Origin of the sequence: Solwaraspora sp. WMMD792 (assembly GCF_029626105.1) — a bacterium.
Classification (GTDB): domain Bacteria; phylum Actinomycetota; class Actinomycetes; order Mycobacteriales; family Micromonosporaceae; genus Micromonospora_E.
The window spans coordinates 7,145,197-7,160,958 of the sequence record NZ_JARUBH010000009.1; the positions used below are offsets into that span (position 1 = coordinate 7,145,197).

Below are 15,762 nucleotides of genomic sequence, written 5' to 3' on the forward strand. Positions count from 1 at the left end.
CTGCCGTAGTATATCGCGTTTTGGGTGTTCCGTCAGGTTACGTTCGAATGAAAGGATTCGAGTCGCTTCAGCAGGAGCAGATGGTTTTGCAGTACGTGTCGGCTCATGGCCGGATTACCCGGGCACAAGCAGCAGATCTCTGCTCTCTCGCACCCGATCAGGCAAGTCGTTTGCTGCGGAGGCTTGCGAGGGAAGGCAAGCTCCTGCAGCAGGGGGAAAGGCGGTGGGCCAGTTACGTTCGGCCGGACGGCTGACCCGTCTTGACTCCCTGTGGTCATGCCTGCCGTTCGGCGCAGCGTGCCGTCCGTTCGTCGCCGGGGTTCCGGTCCGTGCCGGACTGGTCCTCCGATGGGCATCTAGATTGACCTCTGTAGATGCTTATTGGAGGGAGTTTTCCATGACCTCGACCGTCCGTCGATGTACGGCGGCGCTGGCGGCCGCGCTGCTGGTCGCCGTCGCGCTCGCGATCGGCAACGGCGCCAACGCCCAGGCGTCCGCCGTGCGGATCATGCCGCTCGGCGACTCGATCACCGACGGCTTCAACGTGCCCGGCGGCTACCGCATCGACCTGTGGCAGAAGTTCCAGGCCGGTGGGTACACCGTGGACTTCGTCGGATCCCAGTCCAACGGGCCGGCCAGCCTGCCCGACCGGAACCACCAGGGCCACTCGGGCTGGCGGATCGACCAGATCGACGCCAACATCGTCAACTGGCTGAACGCCTCCGACCCGCAGACGATCCTGCTGCACATCGGCACCAACGACATCACCCAGAACCGGGACCTGCCGAACGCGCCGAACCGGCTCGCCGCGCTGATCGACAAGATCACCAACACCGCGCCGGACGCCCACCTGTTCGTTGCCACGATCATCCCGGCCAGCTTCAGCGACGCTCAGTTCCGCGCGTACAACTCGGCGATCCCGCAGATCGTGCAGAGCCGGGCGAACGCCGGCCGCCGGGTGCACCTCGTCGACATGTACTCGGCGCTGACCACCGCCGACCTGGCCGACGGCGTGCATCCGAACGCCACCGGGTACAGCAAGATGGCCACCAAGTGGTACGACGCGCTGCTGTCCGTACCCGGAAGTCTGAACCCCGGCGGCGGACCGAGCCCGAGCCCGACCACCACGCCGGACACGTCACCGACGCCGACCACGCCGCCACCGGCCACCACCCCACCGCCCGCGACCACCCCGCCACCGGGCGGTGGCTGCACCGCCACCGTATCGCTCAACCAGTGGCCCGGCGGGTTCGTGGCGACCGTCCGGGTCACCGCCGGCTCGGCCGGACTCACCGGCTGGACCGTCGGGATGACCCTGCCCGGCGGTGCCACCGTCACCAACGCCTGGAACGCCGACCGCAGTGGCAACAGCGGCCCGGTGCAGTTCCGCAACGTCAGCTACAACGGCCGGGTCGGTGCCGGACAGTCGACCGAGTTCGGCTTCCAGGGCACCGGCAGCGGTTCCGGCATGACCCCGTCCTGCACCGCGAGCTGAGCTACCCGTAGCGGTCCCTTGCTCCCGGAGCGACCGGCGGGTGCCACGGCCGACGTCGGCCGTGGCACCCGCCGGGTCCGGGTCAGTTGGCGAGGTAACCGAGCGGCATCTCGATGATCTGTCCCTCGCAGTCGTCGGTGATGGAGTCGAAGTGGTCCAGACCGTTGTTCGTCCAGCACCGGCGCAACGCCGAATACGAGCCGGCCGGTGGCGAAGTGTAGGCGTACCCGATCAGGCCGACGAATTGCTGTCCTTCGCAGTTCGCGTCGAGCGACGTCATGTAGTCCCAGTTGCCGACCAGACACTGGTAGAGCGGGTGGGTGCCGGGCTCCGGGGTGGTCCGCACCGACCCGGGGGAGTATTCCCGCTGGTAGCCGGGGATCGAGCTGGCGGTGCTGCTGATGTGGTCGGGACCGTTCCAGAACCGGTAGAGGACGGCGGACGGCAGAGGGAAATCCTGAGCGACGAAGAGCAGTCGGTTCGGTGAGCCCGTACCCGGGTTGGTGATCTTGTTCGGCGTCGAGTCGTCGAACATCGTCGTGGCGACCTGTGCCGGGGTCATGTGGGGGCTGGCGGCGAGGATCAGCGCCGCTGTCCCGGCCACGTGCGGGGCGGCCGTGGAGGTTCCGCTGATCGTGTTCGTCGCGGTGTCGCTGGTGTTCCACGCCGAGGTGATGCCCTCGCCAGGAGCGAAGATGTCGGTGCAGGCGCCCCAGTTGGAGAAGGACGCCCGGGCGTCGGTGCGGGTGCTCGCGTTGACGGTGATCGCTTCGGCGACCCGGGCCGGGGTGAAGTCGCAGGCGTCGGCGTCGCTGCTGCCGGAGGCGATCGCGTAGACCACGCCGTCGGCGATCGAGTTGCGGACGGCGTTCTCGACGGTGGCGTTCGGTCCGGCTCCGCCGAGGCTCATGGTGGCCACCGCCGGCACGCCGGTGGCGTGGTGACCGGTCACCCAGTCGACGCCAGCGGCCACCCCGGCGAAGCTGCCCGAGCCGGTGCAGGTGAGCACCTTGACGGCGATCAACGACACGCCCTTGGCGACGCCGTACTGCGATCCGCCGATCGTGCCGGCGACATGTGTCCCGTGGCCGTTGCAGTCGGTGTCGTTGCCGTCCCCGGTGGTGTTGGTGCCCCAGCTGGCGCGGCCGCCGAACGTCGTGTGCGTGACACGGACGCCGGTGTCGATGACGTAGGCGCGGACCCTGGACGCCGTCGTCGGATAGGTGTAGCTGCTGTCCAGCGGCAGGTTGCGTTGATCGATCCGGTCGAGGCCCCAGGACGGCGGGTTGACCTGAGTGGCCTGGGCGCGGACCACCCCGTCCTGCTCGACGTAGGCCACGTCGGGCCGGGCGGCGAGCCGCCGCGCCGCCGATTCGCTCATCGTCGCGGCGAAGCCGGTCAGGGCGTGCGAGTAGACGTGGCGCACCTTCGCGCCGTACCGCGCCGCCAGATCGGTGGTCCGGGCCTGGCTGCTCGCGGTGGCACCGTCGGAGAAGACGACGATGTAGCTGCCCGGGATGGCGTCCGGGCTGTCGGCACCGAGGATCTCGCCGGTGGTGGTGGCGGCGGATGCGGTCGCCGACAGCAGCAGGGCTGCGGCAGCGGCTGCGGCAGCGGCCAGCGTGCCGCGGGAGGCCGTCCTGCGGAACCAGGACGATCCGGGTCCACTCATCTCCGATCCCTTCTGGGTCGTCTGTCCGCGGGCGAACCGCAGGCACGCGGCCGCGACCGCTGGCTCGGGTTCGTGCACCGGACGACCTAGACATTAACCGACGTTAATGTCAGTTGTCCAGTGTCGACGAAGTAGCGGAGGTGCGGGGGGAACTGTTGGTTCGGGCCGGTAACGGGTCAGTGGAATAGTTCGTGCAGCCAGCGCAACTGTCGGCGGACCTGCTCCGCCTCGCCGCCTTCGTGGCCGTTGAACGGATACGGGTGAATTTCCCGAGCCGGTGGCTCCGGGCGTCCATTTCCGGCACCGTACTGGTTGTACGCGGCGAATACCGTGCTCGGTGGGCAGGTGGTGTCGCGCAGCCCGATACCGAAATGCGCCGGAGCCACCGCGGTGCGGGCGAACGACACCCCGTCGAAGTAGGACAGGGTGCGGCGTACCGCCGGCTCGGCGTCGCGGTGCACGGCGAGGTACCGGGCCACATCGCCGTACGGCTCGTTGTCGGTGATCTCGATCGCCCGCTGCCAGTGGCAGCCGAACGGTGCGGTGCAGATCAGCGCGGCCAGGTCGTCGACCAGGCCGGCGACAGCCAGAGCGAGCCCGCCGCCCTGGCTGTTGCCGGCCGCGACCACCCGGGCCGGGTCGACGCCGGGCAGCGCGCGCACCGCGGCCACCGCGCGGACCGCGTCGGTGATCAGCCGGCGGTAGTAGTAGTCGGCCGGGTCGAGAATCCCGCGGGTCACCGGCCCGGGGCCACCGGCGGCGGTGGGGTGCGGATCGGGGGTGTCCCCGCCGTTGCCGTACTGGTCGCCCTGGCCGCGGGCGTCCATCAGCAGGTGCGCGTAGCCGGCGACCGGCCAGGTCAGCCGCTCGTGTGGCAGGCCCCGGCCCCGCCCGTAGCCGAGGTACTCGACGACCGCCGGCAGCGGCGTGTCGACCCCGGCCGGGCGGGTGTACCAGGCGTTGACCGGGTCGCCGCCGAACCCGCGCAACGTCACCTGCCAGGTGTCCAGTAGGCGCAGGTCCGTTGGCTCCGGACGGACGTCGATCAGCACCTCACGGCTGGCGGCATCGTCCAGGGTCGACTTCCAAAATGTCGCAAAGTCAGCTGGTTCGACCACAGATGGGCTGTACGTCGTAAGTTGCGGCAACGGCAGATCAAACGAGGGCACTGAATCTCCCAGGTGAACAAGTGCACGGTGGACATTCGCTCAGGCGGGCGGTGGCGGGGCGGTGCTCTCCCGGATCACCAACTCGGTGACCAGGTCGATGCGGCTGGTCGACAACTCGGCACCGCGGGCCAGGTCCAGCAACATCTGCGCGGCGGTGCCGGCCATGTCGCGCAGCGGTTGGTTGACGGTGGTCAGCGCGGGCACCGTCCAGGCGGCGACCGGCACGTTGTCGTACCCGATCACCGACAGGTCGTGCGGGACGTCCAGGCCGAGTTGGCGGGCGGCCCGGAGTACGCCCAGTGCCTGCATGTCGGATCCGGCGAAGATCGCGGTCGGCCGGTCCGGGCGGTCCAGCAGCGCCATCCCGTGCGCGAAGCCGGCATCGACGTAGAAATCCCCGTGCCGGACGAGGTCGGCCGCGACCGACAGGCCGGCCTCGTCGTGTGCCGACCGGAATCCGGCGGTGCGGGCCTGAGCGCACAGCACGTCCCGTGGCCCGGAGATGATGGCGATCCGCCGATGCCCGAGTTGCAGCAGGTGCCGGGTGGCGATCAGCCCGCCGTTCCAGTTGTTGGATCCGACGGTCGGCACCGACGCCGACGTGGCGCTGTCGGTGTCGATCACCACGAACGGGATGAGCTGGCGGGCGAGTAGTTCCTGTTGTCGTTCGGTGAGGTGACACAGGACGAAGAGCACGCCGAGCGGGCGGCGGGCCACCGTGCCGTCGAGCCAGTCCTCCGGCGGGCTGTGCCGGCCGCCGAGCTGGGTCAGGTTGAGACCGATACCGGCGGCGCTGGCGATGGTCTCCACCCCGTGGATGATCTCCATCGCCCAGAGTGAGTCGAACTCGTGGAAGACCAGATCGATCTGGTCGTGGCGGATCGGCGGGCGCCGGGCCCGCCGACGGTACTGGTGCCGGGCCAGGCTGGCCTCCACCCGGGCCCGGGTCTGCGGCGCCACGTCTGCCTTACCATTGAGAACCTTGGATACGGTGGTGATCGAGACGCCGACCTCGTCGGCGATGGTGGCGATGGTTGTCGGAGACGGTGGGTCGGTGCTCGGGACGGATGTGGGAGTCGGCGGTGCGGTGGGACGCGCTGGGGGCAGTGGCGGCGCTTCTGTCATGTGTACCTCACGTAAGGTAACCGAAACTTCCGGAGCTAAACCTGCTGGTAAGCCCGGGTCAGCGTGTGTCAGGGGTGGCGGTGAGTAGGGGATTGGTGACGTTTGAGCGACCTCAAGCGCACTCTATGCAGTTGAAGGTCCGGTTCGGTGACCCTTGACACACCATGCCGGGGAGTTTAGGTTCCCCGCAAGGTAACGCACATATTTCCGAAAGTTTCGAGGGATGTGTCCCGCGAGGCGTTCCCTGCTGCCGGCAGGGGGCCGGTGGCGGGCCGGACGTGAGGGGCGGCAACTGGGATGAGTACCCCCAGCACGGTCGATGCGTCGCCGCAGGCGCAGGTGCCCTTGCCGCCGGTCGACGAGCTACCGCGACGCGGCCGGAGCCGGCCCCGCTCACGTACCTGGCGGCGGGCGCTGCGCCGCGACTGGCAGCTCTACTCGCTGGTCATCCTGCCGCTGGTGTTCTTCCTGATCTTCCGCTACCTGCCGATGCTGGGAAACGTCATCGCGTTCCGTCGGTTCCAGCCCGGTGGCAGCGTCTTCGGCGAATACTGGGTTGGCCTGCGCTACGTCCGGATGTTCCTCGCCGACCCGACGTTCTGGCAGGTCTTCACCAACACCCTGATTCTCGGCACGCTGACTCTGGTTGTGGTGTTCCCGCTGCCGATCGTGCTCGCCCTACTGCTCAACGAGGTCCGTGCCCGCCGGATGAAGCGGTTCGTCCAATCGGTGTCCTACCTGCCGCACTTCCTGTCGATCGTGATCGTCGCGGCGATGGTGATGCAGATCCTCTCCGTCGACGGCACGGTCAACTCGATCATCCGGGCGCTCGGCGGTGACGCGATTCCGTTCCTGCAGCAGCCGGGCTGGTTCCGCACCATCTACGTCTCCTCCGAGGTGTGGCAGACCGTCGGCTGGGGGACGATCCTCTACCTCGCGGCCCTCACGACGATCGACGAGGACCTCTACGAGGCGGCCCGGATCGACGGGGCGAACCGGTGGCGGCAGACCTGGCACGTGACGCTGCCGGGCATCCGGCCCACCATGATCACCCTGCTGATCCTCAACATCGGCACCTTCATGGCGGTCGGCTTCGAGAAGATCCTGCTGCTGTACAACCCGCTGACCTACCCCACCGCCGACGTGATATCGACGTACCTCTACCGGATGGGTGTCGTCTCCAGCAACTTCAGCTACGCCGCCGCCATCGGCCTGTTCGAGGCGCTGATCGGGCTGACCCTGGTGTTGTCCGCCAACCTGATCGCCCGTCGCACGGTGGGGACGAGCCTGTGGTGACCGTCGACGCCTCCCGCAAGCTGTTCCAGCCGACCCGACGCCGGCCCCGCCGGCCCGACGACACCCGCGGCTACCGGATCTTCCGGGCGGTCAACGGCATCATCCTGACTGGCGTCGTGATCGTCACGCTCTACCCGTTCGCCAACATCATCGCCCGCTCGCTCAGCGACGAGGGCTACATCCGGTCCGGCCAGGTCAACATCATCCCGCGCGGGTTCAACCTGGACACCTACCGGCTGGTGATGTCCGACTCGATGTTCTGGACCAACTACCGCAACACCATCGTCTACACGGTCACCGCCACCGTCATCTCGATCGTGCTCACCACCTGCTACGCCTACGTCCTGTCTAAAAAGGATCTCAAGGGTCGGAGCGCGCTGGTCGGTATCGCCGTCTTCACCATGTTCTTCTCCGGTGGCCTGATCCCCAACTACGTGCTGATCACCAGCCTCGGGCTGAAGAACAGCATCTGGGCGATCGTGCTGCCGAACGCGATCAACGTGTTCAACCTGCTGGTCATGAAGGCCTTCTTCGAAAGCCTGCCGACCGAGCTGGAGGAAGCCGCCGCCGTCGACGGGCTCAACACGTACGGCATCCTCTGGCGCATCGTCATCCCGCTGTCGAAGGCGATCATCGCCACGATGGTGCTCTTCTACGCGGTCTCGTTCTGGAACTCGTGGTTCACCGCATTCCTCTACATGGACCGCTCCGAACTCTTCCCGGTGACCGTCTACCTGCGCAACCTGATCGCCGGGGCGACCACTGCGACCTCCACCGGAAGTAGCAGCGACAGCCTTGCCCAGGCGGCCGCGAACATTCAGGCCGTCACGATCATCCTGACCGTACTGCCGATCATCATGGTCTATCCATTCATTCAGCGCTACTTCGTGTCGGGCATCATGCTCGGCGCGGTCAAGGGGTAGCGCTGCGGACAGGTCCGCCCCATTCAATCGAATGCCTTCCGCACACGAAAGGAAGCCCGATGTTCCAACGATCCCGGCACCGCCACGCAGCGGTCGCCGCTGGTGTCCTTGCCCTCACACTCGGTATCGCCGCCTGTGGCAGCGACGGCGAAACCGAGGCGGAGGACCTGGACGGCAACAGGGTCGGTGCCATGGAGAGCTACGGCGTCGGTGACCAGTTCACCGCCACCGAGGCGCTGAGCTTCTCCCTGCTCTACAACAACCATCCCAACTATCAGATCGACAAGGAGTGGATGTTCTGGGAGGAGCTGACCGAGCGCACCAACGTGTCGCTCGAAACGGTCGAGGTGCCGTTGAGCGACTACGAGCAGAAGCGTGGTCTGCTGATCGGTGCCGGCGACGCGCCGTTCATCATCCCGAAGACCTATCCCGGCCAGGAATCGGCGTACGTCTCCAGCGGCGCGATCCTGCCGATCAGCGACTACGTCGACCTGATGCCGCACTTCCAGGACAAGGTCGCCAAGTGGAACCTGCAGGGTGACATCGACTCGCTGCGCCAGCAGGACGGCAAGTACTACCTGCTGCCCGGTCTGCACGAGGACGTCTGGACCGACTACACCATCGCCGTACGCACCGACATCCTCGCCGAGCTCGGCCTTGAGGAGCCGGCCACCTGGGACGAGTTCCGGGACATGCTACGGGCGATGAAGGCCGCGTACCCGGACGTCTACCCGATGTCGGACCGGTGGAGCATCCCCACCCCGCTGGGCGCGCTGCAGAACATCATCGGCCCGTCGTACGGCTACGACACGATGGGCGGCTGGGGCTACCAGAACGCCACGTTCGACCGGGAGGCCCAGGAGTTCGTCTTCACCGGCACCATGCCGGAGTACAAGGAGATGGTGGAGTTCCTGCACTCGCTGGTCGCCGAAGGTCTCTTCGACCCGGAAAGCGTGACCCAGGACGACGACACCGCGATCCAGAAGCTCGCCACCGGCAAGTCGTTCGTCATCAGCACCAATGCGCAGACCCTGGTCAACGACTACCGGCCGGCGCTGGCGCAGAACAACCCGAACGCCACCATCGCCAAGATCACCCGGCCGGACAGCCCGGTCGGCTCGGTCAAGGCCGGCTCCCGCCTGGAGAACGGCATCATGATCTCCAGCAAGGCGCGGGAGAGCGAGAACTTCGTCGCGATGATGCAGTTCATCGACTGGCTCTGGTACTCCGACGAAGGCCAGGAGTTCGCCAAGTGGGGAGTCGAAGGTGTCACCTACACCAAGGACGCCGACGGCACGTGGATCCTCGACTCCGACATCGACTTCATCGGAATCAACCCCGACGCCAGCAAGCACCTGCAGAAGGACTTCGGGTTCAGCAACGGGGTGTTCGCCTACGGCGGCACCACCGAACTGCTGCAGTCGACCTTCTCCGAAGAGGAGCTGAGGTTCCAGGAGGCGATGGGGCAGAAGGAGACCCTGCCGGTCTCGCCGCCCAAGCCGTTCAGCGAGGAGGAGCGCGAGCAGGCCACGCTCTGGGAGACCCCGCTGAAGGACTACGTCCAGCAGCAGACCCTGCAGTTCATCCTCGGCCAGCGTGACCTGTCCGAATGGGACGCCTACGTCGCCGAGGTCGAGGGCAAGAACGCCCAGCAGTACATCGACCTGGTCAACGGGGCGTACCAGCGATACCAGGAAGAGCACGGCTGACCACCTGGGGGGTGCCGGTCGCGTCCGTGGCAGGGACGCGACCGGCACAGCCGGCACCATCATGAGGAGCGGAGCAGAGTTGACCCGGATCGTCGTACCGCAGCAGGGCACCGGCACCCTGCCGGACGCCTGGCGGGCCTGCGTCGGCACCGGCCGGCTCGACCTCGCGCTGCGCAGCGACTACCGGGAGTCCCTCGCCCTCGTCCAGCAGGAGATCGGCTTCCGCTACATCCGGGGGCACGGGCTGCTCAGCGACGGCGTCGGCATCCACCGGCCGTACGAACACGCCGGCCGACGCGGTGTGCACCACTCGTTCACCTACGCCGACCAGATCGTCGACGCCTACCTCGACCTCGGCATCGCCCCGTTCATCGAGCTCGGCTTCATGCCCGAAGCACTCGCCTCCGGCGACCAGACCGTCTTCTGGTGGCGCGGCAACGTCACCCCGCCCCGCTCCGAAACCGAGTGGGCCGACCTGGTCCGCGCCGCCATCGGCAACCTCGTCGACCGGTACGGCCTGGCGCAGGTCCGCGGCTGGCCGATCGAGGTGTGGAACGAGCCCAACCTGGACATCTTCTGGCAAGGCGCCGACCAGGCCGCCTACCACCGGCTGTACGAGGTGACCGCGCACGCCGTCAAGGAGGTCGACGCCGACCTGCAGGTCGGCGGGCCGGCCATCTCACCCGGTGCCGACGAGTGGCTGGTGCCGTTCGCCGAGTACGTCACCGACCGCGGCGTGCCGGTCGACTTCGTCAGCCGGCACGCGTACACCTCGGGGCCGGCCCAGCACGTGCCGTTCGGCACCTACCAGACCCTGATGCCCGCCGACCACCTGCTGGAACAGTTCGCCAGCCCGCGCAAGCACCTGGCCGGCACCGCCCTGGCCGACCTGCCGGTGCACATCACCGAGTTCAACTCCTCCTACCGGCCGGACAATCCGATCCACGACACCGCGTTCCACGCCGCGTACCTGGCCCCGGTCGTCGCGGCCGGCGGTGACCTGGTCGACTCGTTCTCCTACTGGACGTTCAGCGACGTCTTCGAGGAGGTCGGCATCCCGGCCGCGATCTTCCACGGCGGCTTCGGTCTGCTCACCCACCGGCAGATCAGAAAACCCACCTACCATCTGTACGCGTTCATGGCCCGGATGGGCCGTCAGGCGCTCGCCCGGGGCACCGACCACCTGGTCACCCGCGACGACGACACCGGCCGGGTCACCGTGCTGGCCTGGGCGCCGGTCGACGTCACCGACGTCACGGCCTCCCCGGACCGGCACGTCGTCTCGCTGTCGGTCCCGGTCACCGCCCCGGCCGGCTCGGCGTTCCTGCTGCGCTCGTCGGTCAGCGACGACGCCGGCAACGCCTGGCGGGCCTGGTGCGAGCTCGGCCGCCCCCGGTCACCCCGGCCGGCGCAGCTCGACGCGCTGCGTACCGCCGCCGAACCGGCCCGCAGCCACCGCGCGCTGCCGGCCGTCGACGGCCGGGTCGACGTCGACCTGACCCTGGCCCGGCACGAGGTCACCCTGGTCGAGATCACCCCGGTGGTCGACGAGACGCCACCGTGGACCGACGACCGGCGGCTGCTCGGGCAGGGCGGCCGTGATGAGTGACCTCGCCGCCGCGCAGCGGCAGTTCGGCACCGGCCCACTGTCGCGGGTCGCGGCGATCGTCTACCGGCTGACCGTCGTCGAGCTGCTGCTGCTCGCCGGCGTACTGCCCGGCCTGGTGCCGGCGCTGCTACTGGCCCGCGACCCCAGCAACATCCCGATCTACGCCGCCTGCGCCATCCCGGTCGGCCCGGCGCTGTCCGCCGCCCTGTACGCCATCGCCCGGCACCGTCCCGACATCACCGACCTGACCCCGGCCGTCGACTTCCGGCGCGGCTACCGGGCCAACCTCGGTGGGGTGCTGCGGATCTGGCTGCCGCTGCTGGCCGGGCTGACCGTCGTCGCGGTCAACCTGGCCTACTTCGACGCGGCCGGGGTGCCGCGCTGGTGGGCGGCGCTGCTGGTCCTCGTCGCGGTCGCGGCGACCGTCTGGGGCGGCACCGCGCTGGTGATCACCTCGCTGTTCGCGTTCCGCGCCCGCGACGTGGCCCGGCTCGCCGCGCACTTCCTGACCCGTACGCCCGGCACCTCCCTCGGTGTGCTGGCGCTCGGGGTCGTGGCGACCGGGATCACCGCGTACACCTCGGAGGCGGTGCTGGCGCTGGCCGGCTCGGTGCTGGCGTTGCTGCTGCTGCGCACCAGCCGACCGATGATCACAGCGATCGAGAAGGAGTTCACCAGGTGACGCTGCCCGACGTCGCGAAGATCCCGTACGGCGGGGACTACAACCCGGAGCAGTGGCCCGAGGACGTCTGGAAGGACGACTACCGGCTGTTCGACGCGGCGCGGATCGACACCGTCACCGTCGGCGTCTTCACCTGGGGCCTGACCCAGCCCGGTCCCGGCGTCTACGACTTCTCCACCCTGGACCGCATCGTCGAGCGGGCAGTCGTCGAGGGCCGGCAGATCTGCCTGGCCACCGGTACCGGCGCGCATCCGGCCTGGATGGCCCGCGCCCACCCCGACGTGACCCGCGTCGACTTCTCCGGCCGCCGGCACCGGTTCGGCCAACGGCACAACTCCTGCCCCAACTCGCCGACGTACCGCCGACTCGCCACGGAGCTGGCCCGGCGCGTCGCGCAACGCTACGCACGCACCCCCGGCCTGGTCGCCTGGCACGTCAACAACGAGTACGGCGGCGCCTGCTACTGCGAGCTGTGCGCCGCCAACTTCCGGCTCTGGCTGCGCGAGCGGTACGGCAGCCTCGACGCGCTCAACGCCGCCTGGTACACCACCTTCTGGTCGCACACCTTCACCGAGTGGGGGCAGATCGAGCCGCCGTCGGCGTTGACCGAACACTGGCGCGGGCCCGACCACACCGCGTTCCAGGGCATCACCCTGGACTACCTGCGGTTCATGTCGGACGCGATGCTGGCCAACTTCGTCGACGAGAAGGCAGCGATCCGCGAGTCCAGCCCGGACACCCCGGTGACCACCAACTTCATGGGCATGTACCGGCCGATCGACTACCACCGCTGGGCCGAGCATCTCGACTTCGCCTCCTGGGACAACTACCCACCCGACGACCGGTCGGCGGCCCGGATGGCGCTCACCCACGACCTGATCCGCGGGTTGAAGGGCGGCCAGCCGTTCTGGCTGATGGAGCAGACCCCGAGCGTCACCGCCTGCCGCGACGTCAACCCGCTTAAACGGCCCGGCGTCCTGCGGCTGTGGAGCTGGCAGGCGGTGGCGCACGGCGCCGACGCGGTGCTGTTCTTCCAGATGCGCGCCGGTCGGGGAGCCAGCGAGAAGTACCACGGGGCGGTCATCGGCCATGCCGGCCGCTCCGACACTCGGGTCTTCACCGAGGTCGCCGAGCTGGGTGCGGAGCTGGCGCGGCTCGGCGGCGTCACGCTCGGTGCCCGCACCCCGGCCCGAGTGGCGGTGCTGTTCGACTGGGACAGCTGGTGGGCGCTGGAGATCTCCGACGGCCCGTCCCGGCTGGTCCGTTACCAGCAGGTGGTGCTCGCCTATCACCGGGCACTGTGGGACGCCGGGATCGACGTCGACGTCGTCCCGGTCACCGCCGACCTGACCGGCTACGACGTGGTGCTCGCGCCGGCTCTGCACATGGTCAAGGACGACCTCGCGGCCCGCCTGGCGGAGGTGGCCCAGCAGGGTGGCACCGTGCTGGGAACCTACCTGTCCGGGCGGGTCGACGAGAACGATCAGGCGTTCCTGGCCGATGTGCCGGGGCCGCTGGCCCCGCTGATGGGGATCCGGATCGACGAATGGGACGCCCGGGAAGCCGACGTGGTCAACCCGGTCACCCTGGCGGCGGACGGTGCCCGGTCGGTCGTCTCCGCCGCCACGCTGCTGTTCGAGCTGGTCATCCCGCAGGGCGCCGAGGTGATCGGCACCTACCAGGCCGACTTCTACGCCGGCACCCCGGCGGTGACCCGCAACCGGTTCGGCGCCGGTGAAGGGTGGTACGTCGCCGCCGGGCTCGACCAGGCGGGCGTGAACTGGGTGGTACGCCGGATCCTGGACCGGCACGGACTGCTCGGCCCGTACGCGCACGTGCCGGACCTGGAGTCGGCGGTACGGGTCGCGCCGGACGGCACCCGGATCCGGTTCCTGCTCAACCACGGTGAGGAGCCGGTCGAGCTGCCGGCCTGCGCCGCCGGGATCGACCTGCTGACCGGGGAACGGGTCACCGCCGGTGCGCCGCTGCGCCTGGACCGGTACGGCGTACTCGTGCTCCGCGAGGACGCCTGACGCCGCGCCGCCGTCCGTCGGGGCGTCGCGTCCGTCGGGACGTCGTGTCTCGCGGCGGGTCGAAGGTGGTGCACCCTATCGCGCCAGCTAGGGTGCACCACCCTCCACCCGCCGCGCCGACACGATGATCCAGAACGCTCTGTCGAACCGACACGCCCGGGCCGGTCAGCTGAAGCGCTGTGGATCATGAGAGCGGCTATGACCGGTGTACGCCGGACGGGTGACGTGTGCCTGAGGGACCTGAGTGGCCCCTGACCGGTGGCAGGGTCGGTGCGGTGGCCGGGGCGGAACCGACCGGCTGATCCGGACGGTGCCAGCGGGGGAGCACGGACGATGGTGAGCAGACGTACGGCGTTGCGGGCAGGCGCGGTCGCCGGGCTGGTCCCGGCGGTCGGACTGATCGGGCGACCAGCCACGGCCGTACCGTCGCCGGCCGACGAGCCGACCCGGACCCCGGCCGAGCAGCCGGCCCAGGTCAGGCCGCAGAACCCGGACATCGGACCGGGCACCGGCCGGGACGCCGACCCGTGGCGGGACCTGCCGGACCGGCAGTGGGCGGAGCTGCAGCGGCGGCTGTCGGCGCAGGCCACCCTCTACCGGCGCGGCGGGGCGAGCTACGAGGCACTCAGCATCCCGTTCAACCACCGGTACGCCAACGTACAACCGGCGGCGATCCTGGCCGCCGGGACATCCGAGGACGTCGCGGTGGCGGTCAGCTGGGCGCGGGACGTCGGCATGCCGCTGGTGCCCCGGTCGAGCCTCGGCCACAACTACGCCGGCTACTCGACCACCCACGGACTGTTGGTGGTGATGAGCCGGCTGCGCGGCAGCGTCGTCGCACCGGCCCCGGTGTCCCGGCCGCCGCAGCGGTACGGCCCGGTCGAGGTCACCCCGGACGCCGGCCTGCTCACCGTGGCAGCCGGCGTGGTCAACGCCGACCTGCGGCCACTGCTGCGGCAGCAGGGAATCCTGGTGCCGGCCGGCCGCTGCCCGACGGTCGGGGTGGCCGGGCTGGTCCTCGGCGGCGGCATCGGGTTCAACGACAAGATGTTCGGGCTCACCTGCGACCGGCTGACCGCGACCGAGGTGGTGCTGGCCGACGGCACGACGACCACCTGCGACGAGACCACCGACCCGGACCTGTTCTGGGCCTGCCGGGGCGGGGCCGGCAACAACTTCGGCGTCAACACCTCGTTCACCTTCCGGTACGCGCGGCTGCGCGGCGAGGTGACCTACTTCCAGCTGCGCTGGGGTGCCGACAGCATGGTGCCGGCGCTGTCCGCGATGCAGCAGATCGCCGCCGCGCAGCAGGCCGACCGACGCTTCGACTGCCGGATCGGCGCCGGCACCACCGTCGGTGACGGCGGACAGCATCAGGTGTACGCCGACGCGCTCGGCCAGTTCTACGGGTACGCCGACGAACTCGTCGGCATCCTCGGGCCGGCGCTGGCGGTCGGCACCCGCGCCGAGCGGCAGACCAACCGGGACAGCATCCGTCAGGTGACCCCGGCCGAGGCGGCGCAGCTGCTGTCCTCGACCACCCCGGCGCAGCAGTTCGCGGTCAAGTCGGCGGTGCTGCGGTCCCCGCTGGACGAGGCGCAGCTGCAGACGGTGGCCGCCGGGCTGCGACGGTGGCCGGGCAGTCGCAACCCGGACGGTGCCGGGGTGGCGCTGTTCTGCATGGGCGGGCAGATCAACGACGTACCGCCGGGCGCCACCGCCTTCGTGCACCGCGACGCCCTGTTCGTGCTGGCCGCCGAGGCGAGCTGGGCCGACGACGACCCACCCGAGGTGGGTCTGGCGAACGGCACCTGGTTGACCGGCCTGTACGACGAACTGCTCGGCGGACGGCCGCCGGTCGGGGCGTACCAGAACTTCCCGGATCCGCACCTGGCCGACTGGCGGCGGGCCTACTACGGCGACAACTACCAGCGGCTGGTCGAGGTGAAACGCAAGTACGACCCGACGGACTTTTTCACCTACCCGCAGGGTATCGGTTCCTGCGGCTCCGTTGACGGCTACGCCAACCAGTGGTGTCCCCGCTGACCC

The 15,762-nt window shown here is 69.3% G+C and carries 11 protein-coding genes; 8 read left to right on the plus strand and 3 right to left on the minus strand.

The window, feature by feature from the left end; translation table 11 throughout:
- Positions 1-397 precede the first annotated feature (397 nt).
- A complete protein-coding gene (locus O7629_RS33220) occupies positions 398-1,495 on the plus strand; it encodes a GDSL-type esterase/lipase family protein (RefSeq protein ID WP_278174317.1) in 1,098 nt (365 codons plus the stop codon).
- Positions 1,496-1,577: 82 nt separating this feature from the next.
- On the opposite strand, the gene O7629_RS33225 is transcribed toward O7629_RS33220, so the two are convergent.
- The 3 genes from O7629_RS33225 to O7629_RS33235 all read right to left on the minus strand — a co-directional run bounded on the left by O7629_RS33225 (position 1,578) and on the right by O7629_RS33235 (position 5,443).
- A complete protein-coding gene (locus tag O7629_RS33225; RefSeq protein WP_278174319.1) occupies positions 1,578-3,167 on the minus strand; it encodes a S8 family peptidase in 1,590 nt (529 codons plus the stop codon).
- A gap of 176 nt (positions 3,168-3,343) precedes the next feature.
- Positions 3,344-4,336 (minus strand): acetylxylan esterase, encoded by a 993-nt coding sequence (locus O7629_RS33230; protein WP_278174321.1) that lies wholly within the window; start codon positions 4,334-4,336, stop codon positions 3,344-3,346.
- Positions 4,337-4,375: 39 nt separating this feature from the next.
- Complete coding sequence (locus O7629_RS33235) at positions 4,376-5,443, minus strand: LacI family DNA-binding transcriptional regulator (protein WP_278174814.1); 1,068 nt, start codon at positions 5,441-5,443, stop codon at positions 4,376-4,378.
- A gap of 315 nt (positions 5,444-5,758) precedes the next feature.
- On the opposite strand from O7629_RS33235, the gene O7629_RS33240 reads away from it, so the two are divergent.
- From O7629_RS33240 to O7629_RS33270, 7 genes are all read left to right on the plus strand, one after another.
- Positions 5,759-6,757 carry an ABC transporter permease subunit gene (locus tag O7629_RS33240; RefSeq protein WP_278174323.1) on the plus strand — a complete coding sequence of 333 codons (999 nt, stop codon included), beginning with the start codon at positions 5,759-5,761 and terminating at the stop codon, positions 6,755-6,757.
- Entirely contained in the window at positions 6,754-7,680 is a 927-nt protein-coding gene (locus O7629_RS33245; RefSeq protein ID WP_278174325.1) for a carbohydrate ABC transporter permease, read from the plus strand. The genes O7629_RS33240 and O7629_RS33245 overlap by 4 nt, the downstream gene beginning before the upstream one ends.
- Positions 7,681-7,739: 59 nt before the next feature.
- Positions 7,740-9,389: an extracellular solute-binding protein gene (locus O7629_RS33250; protein WP_278174327.1), complete on the plus strand. Its 1,650-nt coding sequence runs from the start codon at positions 7,740-7,742 to the stop codon at positions 9,387-9,389.
- A gap of 61 nt (positions 9,390-9,450) precedes the next feature.
- Positions 9,451-10,998 carry a xylan 1,4-beta-xylosidase gene (locus tag O7629_RS33255; protein WP_278174329.1) on the plus strand — a complete coding sequence of 516 codons (1,548 nt, stop codon included), beginning with the start codon at positions 9,451-9,453 and terminating at the stop codon, positions 10,996-10,998.
- A complete protein-coding gene (locus O7629_RS33260; RefSeq protein ID WP_278174330.1) occupies positions 10,991-11,680 on the plus strand; it encodes a hypothetical protein in 690 nt (229 codons plus the stop codon). The genes O7629_RS33255 and O7629_RS33260 overlap by 8 nt, the downstream gene beginning before the upstream one ends.
- Positions 11,677-13,713 carry a beta-galactosidase gene (locus tag O7629_RS33265; RefSeq protein WP_278174331.1) on the plus strand — a complete coding sequence of 679 codons (2,037 nt, stop codon included), beginning with the start codon at positions 11,677-11,679 and terminating at the stop codon, positions 13,711-13,713. The genes O7629_RS33260 and O7629_RS33265 overlap by 4 nt, the downstream gene beginning before the upstream one ends.
- Positions 13,714-14,049: 336 nt before the next feature.
- Positions 14,050-15,759, plus strand: a complete 1,710-nt coding sequence (locus O7629_RS33270) for an FAD-binding protein (RefSeq protein ID WP_278174333.1) — start codon at positions 14,050-14,052, stop codon at positions 15,757-15,759.
- Positions 15,760-15,762 lie beyond the last annotated feature (3 nt).

Bases quoted from the DNA above. Each gene is read 5' to 3' on its own strand.
- O7629_RS33240 (WP_278174323.1), top strand. From the start codon at position 5,759: ATGAGTACCCCCAGCACGGTCGATGCGTCGCCGCAGGCGCAGGTGCCC.
- O7629_RS33220 (WP_278174317.1), top strand. From the start codon at position 398: ATGACCTCGACCGTCCGTCGATGTACGGCGGCGCTGGCGGCCGCGCTG.
- O7629_RS33255 (WP_278174329.1), top strand. From the start codon at position 9,451: ATGAGGAGCGGAGCAGAGTTGACCCGGATCGTCGTACCGCAGCAGGGC.
- O7629_RS33225 (WP_278174319.1), bottom strand. From the start codon at position 3,167: ATGAGTGGACCCGGATCGTCCTGGTTCCGCAGGACGGCCTCCCGCGGC.
- O7629_RS33260 (WP_278174330.1), top strand. From the start codon at position 10,991: ATGAGTGACCTCGCCGCCGCGCAGCGGCAGTTCGGCACCGGCCCACTG.
- O7629_RS33250 (WP_278174327.1), top strand. From the start codon at position 7,740: ATGTTCCAACGATCCCGGCACCGCCACGCAGCGGTCGCCGCTGGTGTC.